Genomic DNA, 22,744 nt, shown 5'->3' on the forward strand with positions numbered 1-22,744 from the left:
CCGCCACGTCGCGAGGACCGACCAAGGTCGGCGGCACTGATCGACTCGACACGAGAAGAGGGCAGACCATGCGAAGCAGACTGGCGCTGCTGGCCCTGTGCGGCCTCGCGGTGCTCGGAGTCACCACCGCGGCACCGGCGCACGCGGCGGGCGATCGGCACACCGAGGAAGCCGAGACCACCCGACACGGCGGCTCCCCCGGCGACGAGGAGTTCGTCGTCATCGGCCACCGGGGCGCGTCGGGCTACCGGCCCGAACACACCCTCGCCGCCTACGAACTGGCGGCGAGGATGGGCGCCGACTACATCGAACCCGACCTCGTCACCACCTCCGACGGTGTCCTCGTCGCCCGCCACGAACCCGAGATCGGGGGCACCACCGACGTCGCCCAGCGCCCCGAGTTCGCCGACCGCAAGACCACCAAGATCGTGGACGGCACGCCGGTGACCGGATGGTTCGCCGAGGACTTCACACTCGCCGAGCTCAAGACCCTGCGCGCCGTCGAACGCATCCCCGACCTGCGGCCGCACAACACCATCTACGACGGCCGCTTCGAGATCCCGACGTTCCAGGAGGTCGTGGACCTGTCGCGGCGACTGTCCCGCGAACTGGGCCGCCCCATCGGCCTGTACATCGAGACCAAGCACCCAACCTACTTCGCCGAGCAGGGCCTCGCGCTCGAACCGGCGTTGGTCAAGGCGCTCAACCGCAACGGCCTCAACCGGTCGGGCGCCAAGGTCTACGTGCAATCGTTCGAGGTCGGCAACCTCAAACAACTCGACCGACGACTGCGCGTGCCGCTCGTGCAGCTGGTGGGGGCGTCCGGGGCGCCGTACGACTTCGTACACTCCGGCGACCCGCGTACCTACGACGACCTCGTGACCCGGGACGGACTGGCCGAGATCGCCCGCTACGCCGACGGGCTCGGTCCCGCCCTGGACCGTGTCGTCCCGCGCACGGACGACGGCGCCCTCGGGGAGCCGACGACGCTCGTCGACGACGCCCACGGGGCGGGGCTGGACGTGCATCCGTGGACGTTCCGGGCGGAGAACGAGTTCCTGCCCACCGACCTGCGGTCATCGGACGACCCGGCGGCCTGGGGAGACATCTTCGCCGCCTACGAGGTGTTCCTGGCCACCGGGATCGACGGCGTGTTCGCCGACCACCCCGACATCGCCGTGGAAGCCATGGAGGCCGTGAAAGCCGCAAGGCAGCCCGTGTCGTGAGGCAGTGTCGTGAGGTGCTGACATCTACGCAGGCTGCAGACACAGCTACGCAGGCTGCGGACACAGCTACCTAACCTGCGGACACGACGACGCAGGCTGCGGACACGACGACGCAGCCTGCGTCGGACGGTCAGACGAACTCGTGGCGGACGATGGTCTGTTCGCGGCCGGGGCCGACGCCGATGGCCGAGATACGGGCACCCATCAGCTCCTCCAGCCGCTCCACGTACGCCCGCGCGTTGGCCGGCAGTTCGTCGAAGCTCCGGCAGCCGCTGATGTCCTCCTGCCAGCCGGGCAGCTCCTCGTAGATCGGCACGGCGTGGTGGACGTCGGTCTGGGTCATCGGCATGTCCTCGACGCGGCGGCCGTCCACCTCGTACGCCACGCACACCGGCACACGCTCCAGTCCCGACAGCACGTCAAGCTTGGTCAGGAAGTAGTCGGTGATGCCGTTCACCCGCGCCGCGTACCGCCCGATCACCGCATCGAACCAGCCCGTGCGACGCGAACGGCCCGTGGTGACACCGAACTCGCCACCGGCCTTGCGCAGGTTCTCACCGGCCTCGTCGTGCAGTTCCGTGGGGAACGGCCCCGAGCCGACCCTGGTCGTGTAGGCCTTGAGGATGCCCAGCACCGTGGTGATGCGGCCGGGACCGATCCCGGACCCGGCGCTCGCCCCTCCGGCGGTCGGGTTGGACGACGTGACGAACGGGTAGGTGCCGTGGTCGACGTCGAGCAGGGTGCCCTGTGACCCTTCCAACAGCACCGTCTCGCCACGCTCCAGTGCCTTGTTGAGCTCCAGCCGGGTGTCGGCGATGCGGTGGGCGAACTTCTCGCCCTGGGCCAGCACGGTGTCGGCGACCTCGTCGACGTCGAGGGCCTTGCGGTTGTAGACCTTGACCAGCACCTGGTTCTTGAACTCCAGTGCGGCCTCGACCTTCTGGCGCAGGATCTTCTCGTCGAGCAGGTCCTGGACCCGCACACCCACCCTGGCGACCTTGTCCTGGTAGCACGGGCCGATGCCGCGCCCGGTGGTGCCGATCCGCTTCGCCCCGAGGTACCGCTCGGTGACTTTGTCGATGGCCACGTGGTACGGCATGATCAGGTGCGCATCGGCCGAGATCAGCAGCTTCTCGGTGTTGATCCCGCGCTCCTCCAGACCCGCCAGTTCGTCCAACAGGACGCCAGGGTCCACCACCACGCCGTTGCCGATCACGTTGGTGACTCCGGGCGTGAGAATGCCGGACGGGATGAGGTGCAGCGCGAAGTCCTGACCGTCGGGCAGGACGACCGTGTGGCCCGCGTTGTTGCCGCCCTGGAAACGGACGACCCACTGAACACGGTCGCCGAGCAGATCGGTGGCCTTGCCCTTGCCTTCGTCGCCCCACTGGGCACCGACGAGCACGATGGCCGGCATGTAACACTCCTGGTATTCGACGGCAGGATGGATGGCGCGCATCAAGATGCCGGTGCATGAGCCTAACCGAGGAGCACGGCATGGGTGGACTGGTGTTGGCTTGCGGAGACGCGGCCGAATCGCTACCGGACATCACTTCCGTGGCGAGCGACGTCACGTTGGAGGAACTTCCACCCCGGCCGGGCAAGCGGGAGGTCGACCCGCTGCTCGCCCGGGACGAGTCGACCGAGCGCACCGTCGTGGTGGCGGGCACCGACGCCGACCTGGCCGCCGTGGCACTGCGGCTGTTGCGCAAGGACCTGCTGGCCTCCACCGTCGTGGGCTTCGTCCCCACCGATCCCCGGTCGGGTGTCGCCGCTTTGTGGAGCTTGCCGACCGAACCCGCCGCCGCGCAGCGGCTGGCGTTGACCGGTGCCGAGAACCCGGTACCGCTAATTCGCGACGACGTGGGCGGCGTGCTGGTGGGGCGGGGCGTCATCGCGCCCGTGCGGGGCATCGGGTACTGCGACGACACCGTCGCGCTGCGTGGTGAGGCCCGGTCCCTCGAAGTGCACGCGGGACCGGCGGGATTGGTCGTGACGGTGACGCGTGGCCGCTTCCGGCGGCGCCGTACGACGTACGAGGGCAGGGCGTTCCAGCTCGGTTGTGATCCCGTCACCCCTGTCTCGGACGGGGTGCCGTACGCCCGGCCGATGGAACGGTGGACGTGGTACCGGCACACCCAGGACCTGAGATTGGTCCGCCCGGCTTGAACATGTGATTTTTTGTCATCGGATGAGCAAGGTCGGCGCTCCGATTCGTGGGTTGAGGAGCAATAGCTCCACCACACGTTGACAACGCCCGTTGTCGCCACAGAATCCGACTCGGGACAGAGTTGTCGAAAATTCACAAGGAGCGCCCATGCGTCCACCTGGTCGGGCTCGACGTCTCCTAGCCACGCTGGCTGCCGGGATCACCGGGCTGGCCGTGCTCACGGCCGGCACCACCGCGCACGCCGCGGAGAACGAAGAGGACTTCTACACTCCACCGTCACCACTACCCGCGGGCGATCCCGGCGATCTCCTCAAACACGAACCCGGCGAATTCTATCTCGACCCCGTCAAACTCATCGAACCGGACGCCGACGTCCATCGGCTGATGTATCTCAGCAGTGACACCCACGGCGCTCCGAACGCCGTCACGGGCACACTGCTGGTGCCCGAACGGAAGTGGCGGGGAGAGGGTGCCCGACCGCTGGTGAGCTACGCGCCCGGGACGCAGGGCGTCGGCGACGACTGTGCACCGTCGAAGAAGCTGGCGCTGGGTCTGGAGTACGAGGGGCCGTTCGTCACCGGCCTACTCGCCCTCGGTTACGCGGTCGTCGTCACCGACTACGAGGGCCTGGGCACTCCGGGGATGCACACCTACGTCAACCGCGCGGCGGAAGCGCACGCCGTGTTGGACGCCGCGCGCGCGGCGCAGCGGGTCCCGGATGCGGACCTGTCCGCGGACAGCCCGGTGGTGCTCGCCGGATACTCGCAAGGCGGTGGTGCCTCGGCCGCGGCGGCCGAACTCATCGACGAGTACGCACCCGAGCTCGACGTCAAGGGCGCCTATGCCGGTGCGCCGCCGGCGAACCTCGCGGAGGTCGCACCCGTGCTGGACCGCCACTACGCCGCCGGTTTCCTCGGGTTCTCGCTGTTGAGCCTCGACGCCGCCTACGACGAGATCAACCTCAACGACGTGGTGAACGACGAGGGCAGGCGGCTGATGGACGGACTCGCCGAGGCGTGCACCGAGGACGCCATTCTGAAGTACGCGTTCATGGACACCTCCGACCTGACCAAGGACGGCAGGGCGTTGGAGGAGTACCTCGACGAGGAGCCGTACGCCTCGGTGGTCGCGGAACAGCGGATCGGTCAGCGCGCACCCGATGTCCCGGTGTTCGTGTTGCACAGCAAGCTGGACGACATCGTGCCCTACAACCAGGGCAGGCAGATGGCCGTGGACTGGTGTGAACAGGGCGGCACGGTGCAGTTCACCACCTCGTACGTCCCGTCGCACATCGGTGGCATGTTGCGGGCCTACCCGCAGGCGGTCGGTTGGATGGCCGGGATGCTCAACGGTGAGAAGCCGCGGAACAACTGTGACAGTCTGCTCGGTTCCTGACGACCGGGACGACTGAACCCGATCGACCACGTGGGGCCACCCGGGTTTTCCGGGTGGCCCCACGTGCGTCTATTCGTGTGGCATGGCACGAAAGTATTGATGTGCTTTCCCCGATCGGTCACAGTCGAGGCGTGACACGATCGATTACTCTCCGGATCGCATTGATCACCGTCGGTGCTTTGTTGTTGGCCAGTTGCGCTGCCCGACAGGACGCCGAAGCCGGTGGTGCCACACCGAGCGCGAGCGAATCGTCGTCACCAGCGGAAAGCTCCTCGCCCGGCACCGCAGACGCGGAGTCGGCGCGGAAACAACTCGCCGAACTCACCGTGGCCGCCGAGGGCAGCCTCGACGGTTACGACCGCGACCGGTTCCCGCACTGGAGCAACCAGGGCGAGAACTGCAACACGCGCGAAGCGGTACTCAAACGCGACGGCACCGACGTCGAAGTGGGCTCCGACTGCTATCCGACCTCGGGATCGTGGACCAGCCCGTACGACGGTGAGAAATGGACCGATCCCTCCGACGTGGACATCGACCACGTCGTGCCGTTGGCCGAGGCGTGGCGCACCGGCGCCGACGCCTGGACCGACGACGAACGGGAGCGGTTCGCCAACGACCTCGAAGGCGCGAACCTGCTCGCCGTCACCGACAGCGTCAACCAGTCCAAAGGCGACCAAGGACCCGAGGACTGGAAGCCGCCGCTGGAAAGCTATTGGTGCACCTACGCGATCGACTGGATCGACGTGAAGCACACCTGGGACCTGACGGTCGAGCAGGACGAGGTCACCGCGTTGGAGGACATGCTCGACCGCTGCTGACCGGCGGAACGACGTGACCGGACTGCCTACCGCCGCTTACTCCAGGCCCAGCGCCTTCGGCGCTTCGGGGTCGGATTCGGCGACGAGCTTGGTGCAACGCTCGTACTCGTCGGTTTCGCCGATGCGTTGCGCCGCCCGCGCCAACGCCGCGACCGAGCGCAGGAAACCCTGGTTGGGGCGGTGGGACCACGGCACCGGGCCGAAACCCTTCCAGCCCGCCTTGCGCAGTTGGTCGAGCCCGCGGTGATAGCCGGTGCGCGCGTAGGCGTAGGCGGCGATGTTGTCGCCATCGGCCAGGGCCCGTTCGGCCAGCGCGGCCCAGGCCTCGCTGAAATCGGGGTACTCGGCGGCGACCTTCGCCGGATCGGTGTCCGTGTCGAGAGCTGACTGCGCGTCGGGACGTTCCGGGAGACGAGTGGGATCGGGTTCGAGAAGGTTGCCGTGCGTCATGACGTCATTGTGCGCCATGACGCACGGCGTGGCTCAAGGCGGCGGAGCGTCAGAGCTTGCGGCCCGCCGACTTCAGGTGTTCAGCAGCCTCGACGACGCGCGCGGCCATGGACTCCTCGGCCTTCTTGAGGTAGCTGCGCGGGTCGTAGGTCTTCTTGTTGCCGACGTCGCCGTCGACCTTCAGCACACCGTCGTAGTTGGTGAACATGTGCGCGGCGATCGGACGGGTGAACGCGTACTGGGTGTCGGTGTCGATGTTCATCTTCACCACGCCGTACGAGATCGCCTCGTGGATCTGCTCCAGAGCGGAACCGGAACCGCCGTGGAACACCAGCTCGAACGGCTTGGAACCCTCGGGCAGTCCCAGCTTCTCGGCGGCGACCCGCTGACCGCGCTTGAGGATCTCCGGACGCAGCTTCACCGCGCCGGGCTTGTACACACCGTGCACGTTGCCGAACGTCGCGGCGAGCAGGTACCGGCCCTTCTCACCGGTGCCGAGCGCGTCGACGGTCTTTAAGAAGTCGCCCTCGGCGGTGTAGAGCTTCTCGTTGATCTCGTTGGAGACACCGTCCTCCTCACCGCCGACGACGCCGATCTCCACCTCAAGGATGATCTTGGCCTCGGCGGCCTTCTCGAGCAGGTCGGAAGCGATCTTGAGGTTCTCGTCGAGGTCGATCGCCGAACCGTCCCACATGTGGGACTGGAACAGCGGGTTCTCACCCCGCTTGACCCGTTCCTTGGAGATCTCGATCAACGGGTTGACGAACCCGTCGAGCTTCTCCTTGGGGCAGTGGTCGGTGTGCAACGCGATGTTGACCGGGTACTTGTCCGCGACGACGTGCGCGAACTCGGCCAGAGCCCGCGCACCCGTGACCATGTCCTTCACCTTCTGGCCCGAGGCGAACTCGGCGCCACCGGTGGAGAATTGAATGATCCCGTCGCTTTCCGCCTCGGCGAAACCCCGCAATGCGGCATTGAGCGTCTCGGACGAGGTCACGTTGATCGCCGGGTACGCGAACTCGTTCGCCCTGGCCCGGTCCAGCATCTCGGCGTAGACCTCGGGTGTAGCGATGGGCATCGTTGTCCTCCTCGGATGCGGGCGCTTGCCGGACGTGGTCCCGGCCCTGCCTCGACGTGGCAGACACAGCAGACATGGCGGGCATGGCGCCGATCGGCCGGAACACCTCCTTTGCCCGCATCCTACGAGGCGGCACGTTTTCGCGCGGTGACGCGGATTACCAGATCACACCGCCGTGCTCAGCCCCATGGCGTCGGCGATCGCCCGGTAGGCCGGCAGCGGGTCGATGTCCATGGGCAATACCTGGACGCACACGTGGTCGGCTCCCGCGTCGAGATGGGCCCGGACACCTCGCACGATGGTGTCCGCGTCGCCGTGCACGGCGAGCGCGTCGATGAGTGCGTCGCTACCTCCGTCGACGAGGTCTGTATCGGTCCAGCCGAGTCTGCGGAGATTACCGGCGTAATTGGTGAGTTCGAGGTACCGGGAGACCATGGGCCGGGCTTGCCGCCGAGCCCGCTCCGGATCGGATTCGAGGACCACCTTCTGTTCCGGTGCGAGCAGGACACCGTCACCCAGGATCTCGCGTGCCCTGCGGGTGTGTTCGGGCGTGGTGAGGTAAGGGTGCGCTCCGGCGGTGCGCTCGGCCGACAACCTGAGCACTCTCGGGCCGAGCGCGGCGAGCACAGTGGCCGAACCCGGGACATCCGCCGCGGCCAAGGCGTCCAAGTAGGACACGATCTTGTCGTAGGGCTTCTGGTACTCCTGAGTGGCCTCGCGGTGTCCTACCCCGACACCCAACAGGAAGCGGCCCGGATGTTTGGCCTCGATCCGGTGGCAGGAACGGGCGAGCGCGTCCGGGTCGGCCTGCCACATGTTGACGATGCCCGTGGCCACGGCGATGTGTTCGGTGGCGTCGAGCAGGGTCTCGACGATCTCCAGGTCCTCCGGCGGGGAGCCGCCGACCCAGATGGCACCGTAGCCGAGTTTCTCCACTTCGGTCGCGAGCTCGGCGTCGAGCTGGAACGCCGGACGCCAGATGCCGATCGAGCCAGGATTTACCGTCATGGTCGAAGCAACACCGTCGCGTGCGGTGATCATTCCCGATTTCACCCTACCGTGAAGTAGCCTACTTCGAGTAAGTTCCGGTAACGTCCGGCCAGACCGCAAGCGAGGAGGCGTTCCGATGGCGCTGCTGCCAACGTTCCCGGCCCGCAGAAACGTGCGGAACAAGGTCGTGCTCATCACCGGCGCGGCGAGAGGTATAGGCGCAGGACTCGCGGAACGACTCGCCGCCGACGGAGCCAAGGTCGCGCTGGTGGGCATCGAGGCCGATGAACAGCGGAAGGTCGCCGAGCGCATCGGCCCGTCCGCCGAGTCGTGGGAGGCCGACGTCACCGACTGGGCGGCACTGGAGAAGGCCGTCACCGGCGTGGTGGACCACTTCGGCGGGATCGACATCGTGATCGCCAACGCCGGTATCGCCACCACCGGTTTCGTCCGCTCGGTGGACCCCGCCGCGTTCGAACGGGTCTTCGAGATCGACCTGCTCGGCGTGTGGCGCACCTTCCGCGTCACCATGCCCCACGTGATCGCGCGCAAGGGCTACCTGCTGGCGATCTCCTCGCTCGCCGCCGTCACGCACGCCCCGGGCATGGCGAACTACGCCTCCGCCAAAGCCGGGGTCGAGGCGTTCTGCAACAGCCTGCGCGCCGAGGTCGCCCACCTCGGTGTCAAGGTCGGCGTCGCCCACCCGACGTGGATCAAAACCGACCTCGTGGACAGCGCCGACGCGCACCCCGTGTTCGGCAAGCTCCGCAGTGGCCTGCCCGGACCTCTCGGCAAGACGTACCCGCTCGACCTGGCGCTCGACCAGCTGCAGGACGGTATCAAGCGCAGGGCCCGCACCATCCACGTCCCGCGCTGGGTCGGCGCGCTGAAGTTGATCCGGGCGTTCCTGCCGCCGATCGTCGAGATCGGCGCCCGCTTCCGAGTGCCCCGCGCGGACAAGGCGGCACTGGAGGACATCGCCCGGCGCGGCGCGCGAAAGGCCGCCATCACGGGGCGTTCCGGCCGCGCCGCCACGGAACTCACCCGGAAGTAGGCGGTCGAGATGTCCCGACGCGACGCGATCCGGATGAGCGCGGACGAACTCGTGTACTACGTCACCGAGCACACCGTGGTCACCCTGGCTACCCTCGGCCCGAACGGCAGGCCACACCTGGCACCGCTGTGGTACGTCCCCCGCGACCTCGCTCCGGACGCCACCCCACCGTTGCGGCTGGCCACCTGGACCTACGGCAAGTCGCAGAAGGCGGTGAACCTGCGCAGAGACCCGCGGGTGACCCTGCTGATCGAGTCGGGCGATTCCTACGACCGGCTTCGAGGTGTGTCGATGGAGTGCGACATCGAACTCGTCACCGACACCAACGCCGTGGCCGCCATCGGCCTCGACCTCGCCCGCCGCTACACGCCGGGCGTGGACGTCGACGCGCTCGAAAAAGCGGTGGCCGCGCAGGCACCGAAGCGAGTCGGGCTGATCTGCACCCCCACGAAGATCGTCAGTTGGGACCACACGAAGCTCGGCACGAAGCTCGGCGGAGGCTACTGAGAAGACCGCGGGCAGGCTGACCAGGAAGGAAAGGACGGGCCTGCCCCGCGCAAGTGCGTTCGGGCGGTCCTCACGCCCGTCTGTTGGGTCAGTGGACCGGCAGCCGATACGCTCTCCGCACAGGGAGCTAATCGTCGAGGATGGGCAGGTTTCGGATGCACGGCAGCGCCGAGCCGACACGCCACCGCAAGGCCACGCGCGGAGTGGAACGCGACGTCGAACAGACGCTATCCCACCTGCGCACGTTGGACGCGCCCGCACGGCGGCCTCAACCCTCGGGACCGCTCACGCTCGAGGACCTCTACCGGCAACATCGGATGCGGCTGGTGCGACTGGCGATCCTGCTGGTCGACGAACCAGCCACGGCCGAGGACGTGGTGCAGGAGGCGTTCACGGGTCTGCACCGCAACTGGGGGAAACTGCGCGACGCCGCCGCGGCCGTGTCGTATCTGCGGACAGCGGTGGTGAACGGCTCCCGCAGCGTGTTGCGCAGGCGTAAGACCGCTCGCGACTACGTGCCTCCGCACGCGGTCAACGCGCGGTCGGCCGAGAGCCTGGCCATGCTGTCCACCGAACACCAGGCAGTCGTGCACGCGCTGTCGAAGCTGCCGCCCCGGCAGCGGGAAGTGCTGGTACTGCGATACTACGGCGGGCTGTCCGAAGCCGAGATCTCCGAGGCCGCGGGCATCTCGCGGGGCACCGTGAAATCCACGGCGAGCCGCGCGCTGGACGCGTTGCAGCGGGCGATGAACGACGGACGTCGCTCGGTCCCCCGCTGACCGACCGCAAGCAGTATCACTCCTCGACCATTACCCGCTCCCTGGTCTGGACCAATAAGATGTGGTCGTGAACGGCAGCGACAATCTGGTCCTCACCGGCGGCCGCATCCACTGTCCTGACGGGATGCTCGCCGACGGTTGGCTCTCCGTCTCCGGAGAACGAATCAGCGGCGTGGGCGTCGGCGACCCACCGCCGGGACAACACCTCGACCTCGGCGGCGCACATGTCGTGCCCGGATTCGTCGACATACACTGCCACGGCGGTGGCGGCGGCTCGTTCACCAGCGCAGACCCGGCCGAAGCGCGCACGGCCGTGGAAACCCACCGCAGGCACGGAACCACCACTCTCCTGGCGAGCCTGGTGTCCGCACCCCCGAACGAGCTCGCCGACCAGATGGCCGCGCTCACCGAACTGGTCACCGACGGTGAGCTAGCGGGCATCCACCTGGAAGGGCCGTTCATCTCCGAGGCCCGTTGCGGCGCACACGACCCGGCGGTGTTGCGCGACCCCGACGCGGAAGTCGTCGAGGACCTGCTGAAGGCGGGCCGTGGACACATCCGCATGGTGACACTCGCCCCCGAACTCACCGGCGGAATCGAGGCCGTGCGCCGGCTCAGCGAAGCCGGAGTGATCGCCGCCATAGGACACACCGATGCGGTGGCCGAGCGGGTTTGGGCAGCCGTGGATGCAGGTGCCACCGTGGCGACGCACCTGTTCAACGGCATGCGCCCACTGCACCACCGGGAACCCGGCCCCGTGGGGGTGTTGCTCGACGACGACCGGGTGACCGTCGAGTTGATCTGTGATCTCGTGCACCTCCACCCCGACGTGGTGCGGTTCGCCGCCCGCCACGCGGGACCGTCGAGGACCGTGCTCGTCACCGACGCCATGTCGGCCACCGACGTCGCGGACGGCTCCTACCGGCTCGGCGGTCTGGAAGTCGAGGTCAAGGACGGCGTGGCCACGCTGCCGGACAGCGGGTCGCTCGCGGGCAGCACGCTCACCATGGACGCCGCGTTCCGCAACCTCGTCCACGGCGCGGGACTCGGCATCGCCGACGCCGTCGCCGCGACCGCCACCCGGCCGGCTCAGCTGCTGGGCGTCGACGGCGACACGGGCGCGTTGCGACCCGGCCTGTCGGCCGACGCCGTGGTGCTGGACGACGACCTGCGGCCCCTCGGAGTGCTGCGGCGAGGGGCCTGGGCCGACGGTCACGTCCCGAAGGTCGCCTGAAGATGCCTCTCGATGGGCGTCGGACATCCGACGCCGGCGGACTACGCTGAACGTCGATGAGCGACGACCCGGAGCGCCTGCTGGCGGAGGCGTTGCGTGCGCAGGCGAGGTATGCACCCCCACCACGGGCGACACAACAGGCACAACAGACTTCGCCCGCCCAGCAGACGCCGTCCGCTGAGTCCGCCACGTCCGGGCAACCTCCGGCACCGATGGCGGACCTCTCCGGCGGGTACGGGCTGCTGTCCGGGGCCGGGGAGGAATCGCTGAAGCTCCGGCGCGCGGCGCTCGACACGGAGGGACGGCAGGCGACCATGTCGACGCCGTCACGGGGAAGTCACCGCCGCGTGTCCGATCCTCTGCCCGCCCCCTGGGTACTGATCCTCGCGGGTTCCCTCGGCCTGGCCTTCGGTTCGATCGTCGGCCTGCTGACCCTGCTGTGACAGCCCCTCGCGAACACCGACGGGCCGTGGGGCGTCACAGCAGAGCCGGAAAAAACGGTCACAGCGAGAACATCGAACCGGGGTTGAACACGTTCTCCGGGTCGAGTGCCCGCTTGATGCGCCGGTGCACGTCGAGTCCCACCGGGCCGATCTCGCGAGCCAGCCACTCCTGTTTGAACTTGCCGACGCCGTGCTCACCGGTCACCGTCCCGCCGAGGGACAACCCCAGCTCCAGAATCGCGTCGAAAGCGCGTTTCGCCCGGTCGAACTCGCCCTCCGCCGCAGCGTCGTAGACCACCGTGGGATGCATGTTGCCGTCACCGGCGTGTCCCACCACGGCCACAGTGAGTCCCACTTCCTCGGCGATGCGCTCACACCCTGTGATCAGCTCGGCGATGCGTGTCCTCGGCACGCACACGTCGTCGGTCATGCAGGAACCCATGCTCTCCAGCGCGAGAAGCGTGACGCGGCGGGCCCGCATGAGCAGATCGCCCTCCGCCGGGTCGTCGGTGTGGTAGACCATCTCGGCGCCCGATTCCGAACAGATCCGTTCGACGGCCGCCAACTCGGCACTCGCCTGCTCACCACCGATGTCGGACTGGCAGAGCAACAACGTTCCCCGCTCGGAACCGACGCCCAGGTCGGTACGCAGGTAACCGCTCACCGCGTTGATCGTCGCGGCGTCCATGATCTCCATCAAAGACGGCACGAGCCCCTCGCGCACGATCCGGCTCACGGCCTCTCCCGCGGCCGGGGCCGACGGAAAAGCCGCCACCAGCGTGGCGGGCGCCTGCGGCAGAGGACGCAGCGCGAGCGTCGCCTCGGTGATGACGCCGAGGGTTCCCTCACTGCCCACGAACAGCTTGGTGAGGTCGTAGCCCGCCACTCCCTTCACCGTGCGCCGCCCGGTACGCAGCAGTGAGCCGTCGGCGAGCACCACCTCCAGGCCGAGCACGAAATCGGACGTGACGCCGTACTTGACGCAGCACAGGCCACCCGCGTTGGTGGCCAGGTTGCCGCCGATGGTGCACCAGTCGTAGCTGGACGGGTCGGGTGGGTAGAACAGTCCGTGCTTCGCCACGGCGTCCCGCAGGGCCTGGTTCACCACACCGGGCTGCACGACGGCGAGCCGGTTGTCGGGATCGACCTCGACGATCCGGTCGAGTTTCGTGGTCACGAGGACGACGCAGCCGTCCACGGCGTTGGCCGCACCACTGAGCCCGCTGCCCGCTCCGCGCGGCACCACGGGCACCCCCGCCGACGCGCACGCCCGGACGGTGGCACGCACCCCGTCGACGTCCTCGGGCAACACCACGGCCAGTGGTGTACCCGCGGGCGCGAGCGGCATCTGGTCGCGGGAGTAGGTCGCCATGACATCGACGTCCGTCACCACGGCGGCACCGAGCTCGGCGCGCAGCTGGTCCAGCAGGGCTTTGTTGCTCATACACCAACGCTAACGGGTTAACCGCAAATCATTGACAGCACCATGAGCGGTCAGCGCGGGGGCCGCAAGGACCCTGACAGACGTGCTGGCAGGCGTGGTGCTCTTTCGCGATCGACACCGGTGGCACGTGCACGCCGCCGACAGGACAGGCGGCCTTTCGCCGGAAACGGCTCCGAAAGGCCGTCACCACCTGACCCGCTCCGGCAACCGGAGCCCGTTGCGGCTCACACGGCGAACTGCGGCAACTCCATGTCCTCGATGATCAGATCCGCACGCTCCGCCGTGCGCATGATGAGGTCGGCGTTGCGTTGGTCGGAGCCACGCGCGCGCTGCTGGGCCTCCACCAGCGACCGGCCGAACTTACGGTGCCGGGTCACGAGCCTGGCCAACCGGTCGTCCTCGTCCGGCCGGAGGAACCACACCTCGTCGAGCAGCGAGCGCAACTCGCTCCACGGTTCGGTGTCCAGCAACAGATAGTTGCCCTCGGTGATCACCAGGCGCACGCTCGGCGGCACAGGAACGGCGCCCGCGATGGGCTCCTCGATCTCCCTGCGGAACTCCGGCGCGTACACCAGCTCGTCCCCCGCCGCGAGTCTTCTGATCAGGTGCACGTAGCCGTGGGCGTCGAACGTGTCGGGCGCGCCCTTGCGGTCGCTCTTGCCCAGCCGGCTCAACTCCACCTGCGCGAGGTGGAAGCCGTCCATGCCCACCACGGCCGCGTGCGCGCCGAGCGCGTCGGCCAGCTGCCACGCCAGAGACGTCTTACCCGCCGCGGGTGCTCCCGCGATGCCCAGCAATGTGCGCTCTCCCCGGTCCACGAGCCGGTGTGCGCGCGTCAGCAGTTCGTCGAACGACGTCATGTCACTCCCATCATCGCCCTGACCGGGCCGATCCAGCTTCGAGGCCCCACATGCCGCACCCGTTCGGAAGCCACGGCGTTGGCGAACTCGATCGCTTCTCCGATGTCGACGGCCCCGACCTTGGACACGAACGCACCGTGCCACACATCGCCCGCTCCGAGCGTGTCACGAGCCTCCACGACCGGCACGGCGACCTCGCCCGAACCGTTCCGGCCACGCCAACGCACCGGGTCCGGTCCCGCGGTGGTGACGACCACGGGAACCTCGGCGAGCGCGCCCTCCGGGGCCGTGAACTGCGCCGAACACGCCACCACGTCGGCCAGACCGAACACTTGCGTGAACACGGGTTTCCAACTTCCCGCGTCCACCACGACGGGTCGCCGGTGTGCCTTCGCCCACCTGCTCGCGGCGAGAGCGAGCGCCGGATGGTGCCCGTCGACGAGCACCGCATCCGGTGCCCCCGTGGGCAGCATCCCGGCGAGAGCGTCGGTGTCGAAGTAGGACAGTGCTTCGGGCTCTACCGCGGCCGCGTTGTGTGAGACCACGGTGCGCTCGCCGTCGTGGTCCCGGACGGCGACGGCGCTGATCGCCGGAGGTCCGTCGCGCCGCGGCAACGCGTCGAGGACCGTGACCCCGCACTCGGCGAGGTCGGCACGCGCGAGTTCGGCGAGAGGATGACGACCGAGCACGGTGAGCAGGAGGGCCTCCGCCCCGAGCGAGGCGACGGCGACGGCGGCGTTGGTGGCGGGTCCTCCCGCGGCGACGGACACGTCGGTGGACTGCACCTTGCGGCCCGGCTCGGGCAGGTGCGGCACGCGCTGCACAACGTCGACGGTGCACAAGCCCGCCAACAGCACCCTCACGGCCGCGACCTCCCGGACAAAACTCCCTGACGGAAAGCTAAGCAGGGGCTATCCTCCCCTGCAAGCGTTTGCGCAAACGCTTGTCCAGGAGTCGACACCGACGCCGCGACACGTGCGAAGAAGGGAACCATGCCGCCGGGACGAGCGAGCAGACCCACACAGCGCGACATCGCCGAACTCGCAGGGGTGTCCATCACCACGGTCTCGCACGTGGTGAACGGAACCCGGCCGGTGGCACCGGAGACACGGGCCGCCGTACTCGACGCCATCGAACGCACCGGCTACACGGGTGACGTCATCGCGCGTTCACTCGTCACAGGCGGCACCCGCTCACTCGGCGTGGCGATCTCGCTGCTGGCCAATCCGTACTTCGCCACGCTCATCCAGGCCATCGAGCGGGAAGCCGCGACAGCCGGCTACACCGTGTTGCTGGCCGACACCCACGACACCGTGGCCACCGAACAGGCCATCGTGCGGGCCCTGCGGGCACGCCGGGTGGAAGGGCTCCTGCTCACACCCGTGCCGGGAGACAAAGAGGTCATCTCCGAACTGAAATCGGTCGGGGCGCCGACGGTGCTCGTCGATCGGCTGAGCCCCAAGGGAGAACTCGACCAGGTTGGGGTGGAGAACATCCAGTCCACTTCGGCGCTCACCGAACATCTCGCCGCGCACGGCCACCGCAGGATCGGCCTGATCAGCGGGGCCGAAGGACTGGCGACCAGCGACGAACGCACCCTCGGCTACCGGCTCGGCCTCGGCAGGGCGGGGCTGCCGTGGAACCCCGACCTGGTGGCCTGTGGACATTCGGAACGAGAAGGGGGCGCTCACGCCCTGGCGCGCCTGCTCGATCGACCCGACCCGGTGACGGCCGTGGTCGTGGCGAACGACGCCATGCTGGTCGGTGTACTGCACGAGGCCCGACGGCGCGGGCTCCGCATCGGCACCGACCTCGCCCTCGTGGGTTACGACGACCCGGAATGGGCGGATCTCGTCGAGCCGCCACTCACCACGATGGCGCAACCGGTGGCCGAGATCGGCAGGCGGGCCGTGCGACTGCTGCTGACCCGCCTGCGCGACCCCGACCGGGATTTCGAAACCGTGCGGCTACCGCCGACACTGCGCCACCGACAGTCGTGCGGCTGCCCTCCGGGAATCGGAACCGGCTGAACTCGGTCGGATCGTTCAGCCCTGTGCACGGTTGTCGAACAACGCCAACGCGGCGGCGGTGTTCGACGCGGGGACGTGATAGGTGTCGTGCACCCGCGTGATCCGCTCGTTCAGCGCACCACGCATGGTCAGCCACATGACCAGCTCGAACCCTTCCGAGCCCGCGTCCCGGACGTAGTCCTCACGGGTCAGTCCGGCCAGGTACTCGGGGTCGGTCTGGATCTTGTCGAGGAACATGCGGTCGAACTCGGGGTTGATGAGTCCGGCGCGTTCGCCCGCGAGCTGGTGGGACATGCCACCGGTACCGAACACCGCCACCTTCACGTCCCGCTCGTACGAGCGGATCGCCTTACCAAGCGCCTTGCCCAGCTCGTAGCAACGCGCGGCGGTCGGCTGCGGGTACTGGAGGACGTTGACCAACAGCGGCACCACCGCGCACGGCCACGCGTCACCGGGCTCGGGACAGTACACCGACAGGGGCACGGTGAGGCCGTGATCGACGTCGAGGTTCTGGATCGCCGTCATGTCGAACCCGTCGTCCACGAGTTGCTGAAGCAGGTGGAACGACAGGTCGGGGTCACCGACGACGTCGGGGACCGGTCGCGGGCCGAAGCCCTCGTCGGCGACCCGGTACTTGTCGGCCATGCCGAGCGCGAACGTCGGCACCATGTCGATGTCGAGCGCGTTGGCATGGTCGTTGTAGACGACGATCGCGACGTCGGGACGGTGCTGCGCCATCCACTCGCGCGCCGGCTGGTAGCCGTCGAACAGCGGCTTCCAGTACTCGTTGTCGGTCTTCCCGTTGTCCATCGCAGCGCCGATGGAGGGCACGTGCGAGGTCGCCAGACCCCAGATCACCTCAGCCATTGGTCCGCCCTCCCGCTCGCATCATCGCGACGAATTCCTCTTCGGTCATCCCGGTGAACACGCCACCGAGGTACTGCATCGACTTCTTGTCGAGCATCGCCAGCTTCAGGACGTAGAAGATGCTGCTGCCCAGGTCGAGCAGCTTCTTCCAGTCCCGATCCAGCACGGCCTGCTTCTGTTCGGGGGTCAGTCCGAACTCGTCGCAGTAACCCGCCTCGTCGGCGCTGAACCGCTCACGCGCGGCGGGCTCCCGCAACGACATGAACATCTTGTTGAGGTTGTAGCCACGCCGACTCGACTCGGCGTCGAACACGTGCGTGCCTGGGACATTCACCTTGCTCATGACGAGGTGCCCTTCTCCTGCGGGTGAGTCGCCAGAGGCTCCACCGTCACATCCAGCCACGGCGCCATCGGCAACGACATCAGCGCGTCGTGCAGCTGCGCCGGGTCGTCGGCCTCGTAGAGACCGACCGTCGCGTTGCGGCCGGGGACGCGCCACAGCCGCTTCAGCACGCCCTGGGCACGCAGCTCCATGGCGCGCTCCCGTTCAGCGGCCCGGAGCCGCTCCCGCTCCTCGGGCGGTGTCGTCGGAGGCAACCGGTTCTCCGACCTGACCAAAAACTCCATGTCGACTCCTGATCGGCTCGTCCTACGGCAGGGCCATCACTTTTTGGCGCACTCCAACAAAAGCTCGGCGAGTTCCTTCGGCGCCGTCACCATCGCCTCGTGCCCGGTGTGCAGGTCGTGGACCGGCCAGCCCTGCTGCCGGGCCCGGTCGGCCTGCGCCCGGAACACCCTCATCCAGTCGACGCACTCGATGAACGTCGCGGGTACCTCGGTGCCCGCCCCGGTGAGGCGCAACGGGTCGGTGTAGGTCTTCCACGGGTGCGGGGTCAGCTTGGGCAGCAGCCAGTCGACGTCCGCCTGCTCGGTCACCCCGAGCACGGACAGCTTGCGTACGGGCACCAGCCATCCGAAGCCCTGCTCCTCCGCCGACGACGCCCAGTGGTGGGCGACCTCGTCGGGCAGCAGGTCGCGTGCCCGCTCGCCGTCGTCGCCGACGAACGCGTCGAGGTACACGCGCCGCGCGATCACGTCGGGGCACCTGTCGGCGACCCCGCTGATCACCTGGCCCGCGTAGCTGTGTCCGACCAACACCACGTCCTGCAGCCCGAGCACGGTGATCAGCCGCACCACGTCCTCGATGTGGGTGTCGAGCCCCACGAGCGGCGAGAGCAGATGCCCCCGCTCGGACAGTCCCGTGAGGGTGGGCGTGTACACGTCGTGCCCCGCCTCACGCAGGAACGGCGTGACCCTGCCCCAGCACCAACCGCCGTGCCAGGCGCCGTGAACGAGAACGAAAGTACTCATGCGACCACCACCGCGACATGCCCGCGCATTCCGCGCTCACTCCTCATCATCGTCCACATAGGTCACACCAAGGCGTTCGAGTTTCTCGCGCATTCCGTAGATGTCGAGGCCGAGCACCCCGGCACGGAACTGCTCACGCTTGGCCTGTTCGTTGGCCTCCCGCTCCTTCGCCTTGGCAGCGACCTCCGGGGCCTCCAACCGAGGCACGCACAACACGCCGTCGTCGTCAGCCACGATGACGTCACCCGGCTCCACCCGGACTCCCGCCAACACGACGGGAACATTGACCGAACCGGGGGTCGCCTTGACCGTTCCCTGCGCCGACACGGCTTTCGACCACACGGGAAAGCCCATCTCGGTGAGGTCGGCCACGTCCCGCACACCGGCCTCGATCACCAGGCCGCGTACACCCCGGGCGGCCAGCTGAGTGGCGAACAACTCGCCGAACATGCCGTCCACCGACGGCGAAGTCGTGGTCACCACGAGCACGTCACCGGGTCCACACTGCTCGATGCAAGCGTGGATCATGAGATTGTCGCCGGGCTGGCTGAGCACCGTGACGGCCCGGCCCGCGATGCGGGCGCCCGGGTAGATCGGGCGCAGCACCGGCTCGGTGAGGCCGCGCCGCCCCATGGCCTCGTGCACGGTGGCCACGCCGAGCCGCTGCAACTCGGCGACCGCGTCCTCGTCGGGACGCTTCCTCGTGCGAACGATGACGTTCCGGTTCACCACAGCTGTGCTCCCACGGTCGGGAAGGTCCGCTTGTAGGCCTCCGCGTACTCCACCGAGCTCGGCGCCCCGTTACGCACGGCCTGCACACCACGCCGCATACCGAGGTCGATGTAGTAGCGGACGAGGTGTTCCTGCGCGCTCATGCGCTTCATCGCCTCGACCTTCCGGTCGAACACGGGCGTGATGTCCAACAGCAGCTCGGGGTAGAAGCCGCACACCTCGGGCTGGTGTGGCTCGAACTGCAACACCTGCGGCGCCCCCAGCGGCGGGATACTCAGGTCGGCCCCATGGGCCTGGGCGATCATGCGGGCCGTCAACGTCGTCTCGTGAGCCTGGTTGTGGTCCCGGTTGTACGGGTCGTTGGCCACGTGCGTCAGCAGCACGTCGGGCTTGCGTTCCCGGATGACACCGGCGATCCGGTCGACCACTTCGGCGTCGATCCGCAACGGGTAGTCGCCGAGGTCGAAGAACTCGATGCTGGCGCCGAGGATCTCGGCGGCATCGGCCGCCTCCTCGCGGCGGGCCTGCTTGACCCGCTCCAGCGTCATGCCTTCCTGCTTCCACAGCCCCCGCGACTCGCCGCGCTCTCCGAACGACAGGCAAAGCACGTGCACAGCAGCGCCACGATGCGCGGTCAGCGCGATGGCACCACCCGCCCGCCACACGAAGTCGCCGGAGTGGGCACTGATCACCAACACCGACGGAGCGGCCGAATTGTCAGACGTCGTGCTCACGGCTTCGAAGACCTCCCTTGGTCGGTTCCGCGCGCCCGGTGGGGCGACTGCGCCTAGGTCCGAACCTAGAAGCGACCGACCTCGGAAGAATCGGAGCGATGACGCGACGGCACCGGCCGATGAGGCTCCCGGCGACTACGTCATCCGTCTCGGTCCACGTGCCGTTAGCTGGGCGGAGAGACGAGCCCTTCCCTGATGGCCAGCAACGCGGCTTGGGTGCGGGACGACAACTGAAGCTTGCTCAGCACGTTGCTCACGTGCGTGCGGGCGGTCCGCTCGCTGATCACCAACCGTTCGGCGATCTCCCTGTTGGACAGGCCCTGTCCCACGAGCACGAGGATGTCGCGTTCCCGCGCCGTCAGCGACGTCACCCCCACCTGTGGTGACGCCATCCGGCGGGCGAGCAACCTCGCCACGGCGGCGTCCAGGTGCACCTCGCCCTTCGCTGCCGCCCTGACCGCTGTGGCGACCTCCTCGGGTTCGGCGTCCTTGAGCACGTATCCGGCCGCGCCCGCCGAGAGCGCGGCGTGCACGCGCTCGGCCTCGCTGAAGCTGGTGAGCACGACGACTTTCACGTCGGGGTACGAAGCGAGAACGGACCGGGTGGCCTCGATACCGTCCATCCGCGGCATGTGCAGGTCCATGAGCACCACGTGGGGCATGGGATCGCCCACGACGTGCCGTTCCTTCAGAAGGTCCAGCGCCTCCTGACCGTCCGCCGCCTCACCGGTGAGTTCGATGCCCGAGACGGTCTCCAGGTAGGCGCGCAGGCCACGGCGGACGATCGCGTGGTCGTCGACCACCAGCACACGGATGACCTCGGGCACCGTGGACTGCTCGGACATCAGGACGCCTCCTTCATCGCATAGGTGCCCTGTGCGGGCAGGCTCACGGCCACCGTCCAACCACCCGAGGGGCGCGGTCCCGCGACCAGCCGTCCCCGCCACCTCTCGGCGCGCTCCCGCATGGACTGAAGTCCGAGGCTCTCCCGTCGGAAGGCGGTCCGCTCCCGCGGTTTTTGCACCTTGCCCCGGCCGTTGTCGGACACTTTCACCAACAGTCCCCGGTGGTCGTGTTCCGGGGTCGTGATCGTGACGTCGGCTCTGGTCGCGCCGGAGTGCTTGACCACGTTGTGCAACGCCTCCTGCACGATACGGTAGACGTCCTCGGCCACTTCGGGATCCAGGTCGAGGGAGTCGCCCACCGGGGCGCGCACGTCGATCGTCAGCCCCGTACGCGTCTGCAGGCTCGCGGCGTGTGAGCGCACGGCGTCCACGAGACCGCGTTCGGCCAACTCCAGCGGACGCAGTTCGAACACAAGCCCTCGCAGATCGGCCAGCGCGTTCTGGGAGAGCTCCGCGAGTTCCTGCGCTCCACTGCGGATCTGGCGCAGGTCGGCGTCCGGACGGTCCAGTTGAGCCCGCAACGCCCTGGCCTGCATTCCCATCGAGAACAGGTGCTGGACCACGGAGTCGTGCAGGTCACGGGCGAGCTTGCGCCGCTCGTCGAGTTGGGCACGCGATCGGGTGCGGGTCAGCAGGGACGCGGTCTCGATGGCGACGGCGGCTTGATCGGCCATCGCGGAGAGGAACGCCAGCGAGCTCGGCCCCGGGTCCTCGCCCGGCGCGTAGTAGACGTTGATGACTCCGACCGTGCGCCCGCGCACCACGAGCGGCATCGACGCGAAGCTGTCCCAATCGGGCCAATCCATGATCACGTGCAGCGGTTCCCACGCGGGATCGGCCATGATGACCGGCTTGCGGTGGAGTACGACCACCGGCTCCATGCGTTCCAAAGCCTCCAGGAACCGGATGTCCGCGCCCCGCCGCCTGCATTCGGCCAGCCGTTCCACGAAGTCGGTCGTCTCGCCGAACCCCGCCATGCCGAGCAGACGTAGTTCCTCGTCCGGGTCGTCCATGGCAAGGATCTGGACGGCTGAGATGCCGGCGGTGGTGCCCACTTCGCGTGCCATCGCGTCGAGCGTCTCGCGCAGAGAACCCGAGTCCGCCACACTCGACGCCGCGCGCGTGATGGCCGTGAGACGTTCCTGTTGGCGCAGAAGCTCGGTGATGTCGGTGAACCAGACCGCCGCGCGCCCGTCCGCCAGCCCTGACACGCGGTACTCCAGGTACCGCCTGCGCCCGTCGGGTCCTACCCACGCGGCGCGTTCCGCCTCGTCGCAGGACGGGGCCGTGTTCCGGCGCGAACCGTCGAAGGGGGACCGGGTGCCGAGCAGTCGGTCCTCCGGGATCCCGAGAATGCGAACGCCCGCCGGATTGATCGTCACGAAATGACCGCGGTCGTCGAGCACGGCGAGCCCGTCACCGGACAGCTCCACCAGCTCCCGCAACACCGCGGTGTCGAGCGCGGTCTCTCCCCGGGCAGCGGTATGGCTCATGGTCACACCTCCTGCCTCGCTCATCTGGCGCCTGTGCGCAGCACATTCGGAGCACGACGCCACTCACAACATATGTGAGGAATGCCGTATTGAGCACGCCCCGCTACCCGAGTCGACCCGGCCCGTCACACTGTGTCAACGGGCCGGGCCACCTGGAAACAGCG

The 22,744-nt window shown here is 68.3% G+C and carries 25 protein-coding genes; 10 read left to right on the plus strand and 15 right to left on the minus strand.

Translation table 11 applies throughout. The features are described from left to right. Positions 1–68: 68 nt before the first annotated feature. Positions 69–1,226 carry a glycerophosphodiester phosphodiesterase gene (locus M7H19_RS16555; RefSeq protein ID WP_298182432.1) on the plus strand — a complete coding sequence of 386 codons (1,158 nt, stop codon included), beginning with the start codon at positions 69–71 and terminating at the stop codon, positions 1,224–1,226. A 130-nt stretch (positions 1,227–1,356) separates the two neighbouring features. Here M7H19_RS16555 and M7H19_RS16560 read toward each other — a convergent pair whose 3' ends face one another. Next, a complete protein-coding gene (locus M7H19_RS16560; RefSeq protein ID WP_298182434.1) occupies positions 1,357–2,643 on the minus strand; it encodes an adenylosuccinate synthase in 1,287 nt (428 codons plus the stop codon). 80 nt (positions 2,644–2,723) lie between these two features. Here M7H19_RS16560 and M7H19_RS16565 point away from each other — a divergent pair, with 80 nt between their 5' ends. From M7H19_RS16565 to M7H19_RS16575, 3 genes are all read left to right on the plus strand, one after another. After that, positions 2,724–3,395, plus strand: a complete 672-nt coding sequence (locus tag M7H19_RS16565; protein WP_298182562.1) for a hypothetical protein — start codon at positions 2,724–2,726, stop codon at positions 3,393–3,395. Between the two features lie 148 nt (positions 3,396–3,543). Continuing rightward, positions 3,544–4,791, plus strand: coding sequence for a lipase family protein (locus M7H19_RS16570; RefSeq protein WP_298182436.1), 1,248 nt, complete (start codon positions 3,544–3,546; stop codon positions 4,789–4,791). A 131-nt stretch (positions 4,792–4,922) separates the two neighbouring features. Further along, on the plus strand, positions 4,923–5,609 hold the full coding sequence (locus M7H19_RS16575) for an HNH endonuclease family protein (RefSeq protein WP_298182438.1): 687 nt from the start codon (positions 4,923–4,925) through the stop codon (positions 5,607–5,609). A gap of 36 nt (positions 5,610–5,645) precedes the next feature. On the opposite strand, the gene M7H19_RS16580 is transcribed toward M7H19_RS16575, so the two are convergent. The 3 genes from M7H19_RS16580 to M7H19_RS16590 form a co-directional block, all read right to left on the minus strand. Beyond that, positions 5,646–6,059, minus strand: coding sequence for a DUF3151 domain-containing protein (locus M7H19_RS16580; RefSeq protein ID WP_298182440.1), 414 nt, complete (start codon positions 6,057–6,059; stop codon positions 5,646–5,648). A 49-nt stretch (positions 6,060–6,108) separates the two neighbouring features. After that, positions 6,109–7,137 carry a class II fructose-bisphosphate aldolase gene (fbaA, locus tag M7H19_RS16585; RefSeq protein ID WP_298182443.1) on the minus strand — a complete coding sequence of 343 codons (1,029 nt, stop codon included), beginning with the start codon at positions 7,135–7,137 and terminating at the stop codon, positions 6,109–6,111. 165 nt (positions 7,138–7,302) lie between these two features. After that, positions 7,303–8,145: an LLM class F420-dependent oxidoreductase gene (locus M7H19_RS16590; protein WP_298182445.1), complete on the minus strand. Its 843-nt coding sequence runs from the start codon at positions 8,143–8,145 to the stop codon at positions 7,303–7,305. Between the two features lie 118 nt (positions 8,146–8,263). On the opposite strand from M7H19_RS16590, the gene M7H19_RS16595 reads away from it, so the two are divergent. From M7H19_RS16595 to M7H19_RS16615, 5 genes are all read left to right on the plus strand, one after another. Further along, positions 8,264–9,181, plus strand: coding sequence for an SDR family oxidoreductase (locus M7H19_RS16595; protein WP_298182447.1), 918 nt, complete (start codon positions 8,264–8,266; stop codon positions 9,179–9,181). 9 nt (positions 9,182–9,190) lie between these two features. Beyond that, positions 9,191–9,688: a pyridoxamine 5'-phosphate oxidase family protein gene (locus M7H19_RS16600; protein ID WP_298182449.1), complete on the plus strand. Its 498-nt coding sequence runs from the start codon at positions 9,191–9,193 to the stop codon at positions 9,686–9,688. Between the two features lie 155 nt (positions 9,689–9,843). Continuing rightward, the gene (locus M7H19_RS16605) at positions 9,844–10,467 is read left to right on the plus strand and encodes a SigE family RNA polymerase sigma factor (protein WP_298182564.1); all 624 of its coding nucleotides are present in this window, start codon (positions 9,844–9,846) and stop codon (positions 10,465–10,467) included. A 61-nt stretch (positions 10,468–10,528) separates the two neighbouring features. Further along, positions 10,529–11,701 (plus strand): N-acetylglucosamine-6-phosphate deacetylase, encoded by a 1,173-nt coding sequence (nagA, locus tag M7H19_RS16610; protein ID WP_298182451.1) that lies wholly within the window; start codon positions 10,529–10,531, stop codon positions 11,699–11,701. 56 nt (positions 11,702–11,757) lie between these two features. Next, positions 11,758–12,144 carry a hypothetical protein gene (locus tag M7H19_RS16615; protein ID WP_298182454.1) on the plus strand — a complete coding sequence of 129 codons (387 nt, stop codon included), beginning with the start codon at positions 11,758–11,760 and terminating at the stop codon, positions 12,142–12,144. 58 nt (positions 12,145–12,202) lie between these two features. Here M7H19_RS16615 and M7H19_RS16620 read toward each other — a convergent pair whose 3' ends face one another. The 3 genes from M7H19_RS16620 to M7H19_RS16630 all read right to left on the minus strand — a co-directional run bounded on the left by M7H19_RS16620 (position 12,203) and on the right by M7H19_RS16630 (position 15,311). After that, on the minus strand, positions 12,203–13,588 hold the full coding sequence (locus tag M7H19_RS16620; RefSeq protein WP_298182456.1) for an FAD-linked oxidase C-terminal domain-containing protein: 1,386 nt from the start codon (positions 13,586–13,588) through the stop codon (positions 12,203–12,205). Between the two features lie 224 nt (positions 13,589–13,812). Further along, the gene (locus M7H19_RS16625; protein WP_298182458.1) at positions 13,813–14,448 is read right to left on the minus strand and encodes a nucleoside/nucleotide kinase family protein; all 636 of its coding nucleotides are present in this window, start codon (positions 14,446–14,448) and stop codon (positions 13,813–13,815) included. After that, a complete protein-coding gene (locus tag M7H19_RS16630) occupies positions 14,445–15,311 on the minus strand; it encodes a PfkB family carbohydrate kinase (RefSeq protein ID WP_298182460.1) in 867 nt (288 codons plus the stop codon). Before M7H19_RS16630 ends, M7H19_RS16625 begins: the two co-directional genes overlap by 4 nt. A gap of 129 nt (positions 15,312–15,440) precedes the next feature. Between M7H19_RS16630 and M7H19_RS16635 the strand changes: the two genes are divergently transcribed. Then, the gene (locus tag M7H19_RS16635) at positions 15,441–16,478 is read left to right on the plus strand and encodes a LacI family DNA-binding transcriptional regulator (RefSeq protein ID WP_298182462.1); all 1,038 of its coding nucleotides are present in this window, start codon (positions 15,441–15,443) and stop codon (positions 16,476–16,478) included. A gap of 15 nt (positions 16,479–16,493) precedes the next feature. Here the strand turns inward: M7H19_RS16635 and M7H19_RS16640 are convergent, their stop codons facing one another. The 8 genes from M7H19_RS16640 to M7H19_RS16675 form a co-directional block, all read right to left on the minus strand. After that, on the minus strand, positions 16,494–17,345 hold the full coding sequence (locus tag M7H19_RS16640) for a class III extradiol dioxygenase subunit beta (RefSeq protein WP_298182464.1): 852 nt from the start codon (positions 17,343–17,345) through the stop codon (positions 16,494–16,496). Beyond that, positions 17,338–17,688 carry a protocatechuate 4,5-dioxygenase subunit alpha gene (ligA, locus tag M7H19_RS16645; RefSeq protein ID WP_298182466.1) on the minus strand — a complete coding sequence of 117 codons (351 nt, stop codon included), beginning with the start codon at positions 17,686–17,688 and terminating at the stop codon, positions 17,338–17,340. The genes M7H19_RS16640 and ligA overlap by 8 nt, the downstream gene beginning before the upstream one ends. Next, positions 17,685–17,972, minus strand: coding sequence for a muconolactone Delta-isomerase family protein (locus M7H19_RS16650; protein WP_298182468.1), 288 nt, complete (start codon positions 17,970–17,972; stop codon positions 17,685–17,687). The genes ligA and M7H19_RS16650 overlap by 4 nt, the downstream gene beginning before the upstream one ends. Before the next feature lie 36 nt (positions 17,973–18,008). After that, positions 18,009–18,716: an alpha/beta hydrolase gene (locus M7H19_RS16655; RefSeq protein WP_298182470.1), complete on the minus strand. Its 708-nt coding sequence runs from the start codon at positions 18,714–18,716 to the stop codon at positions 18,009–18,011. Positions 18,717–18,752: 36 nt separating this feature from the next. Continuing rightward, on the minus strand, positions 18,753–19,430 hold the full coding sequence (locus tag M7H19_RS16660; RefSeq protein ID WP_298182566.1) for a 4-carboxy-4-hydroxy-2-oxoadipate aldolase/oxaloacetate decarboxylase: 678 nt from the start codon (positions 19,428–19,430) through the stop codon (positions 18,753–18,755). Between the two features lie 11 nt (positions 19,431–19,441). After that, on the minus strand, positions 19,442–20,182 hold the full coding sequence (locus tag M7H19_RS16665) for a PIG-L deacetylase family protein (protein ID WP_298182472.1): 741 nt from the start codon (positions 20,180–20,182) through the stop codon (positions 19,442–19,444). Between the two features lie 164 nt (positions 20,183–20,346). Next, positions 20,347–21,027: a response regulator transcription factor gene (locus M7H19_RS16670; protein WP_298182474.1), complete on the minus strand. Its 681-nt coding sequence runs from the start codon at positions 21,025–21,027 to the stop codon at positions 20,347–20,349. Beyond that, a complete protein-coding gene (locus tag M7H19_RS16675) occupies positions 21,027–22,580 on the minus strand; it encodes a GAF domain-containing protein (RefSeq protein ID WP_298182476.1) in 1,554 nt (517 codons plus the stop codon). The genes M7H19_RS16670 and M7H19_RS16675 overlap by 1 nt, the downstream gene beginning before the upstream one ends. Positions 22,581–22,744 lie beyond the last annotated feature (164 nt).

The organism is Saccharomonospora sp., assembly GCF_027317685.1.
In the GTDB taxonomy this organism is placed as follows: domain Bacteria; phylum Actinomycetota; class Actinomycetes; order Mycobacteriales; family Pseudonocardiaceae; genus Saccharomonospora.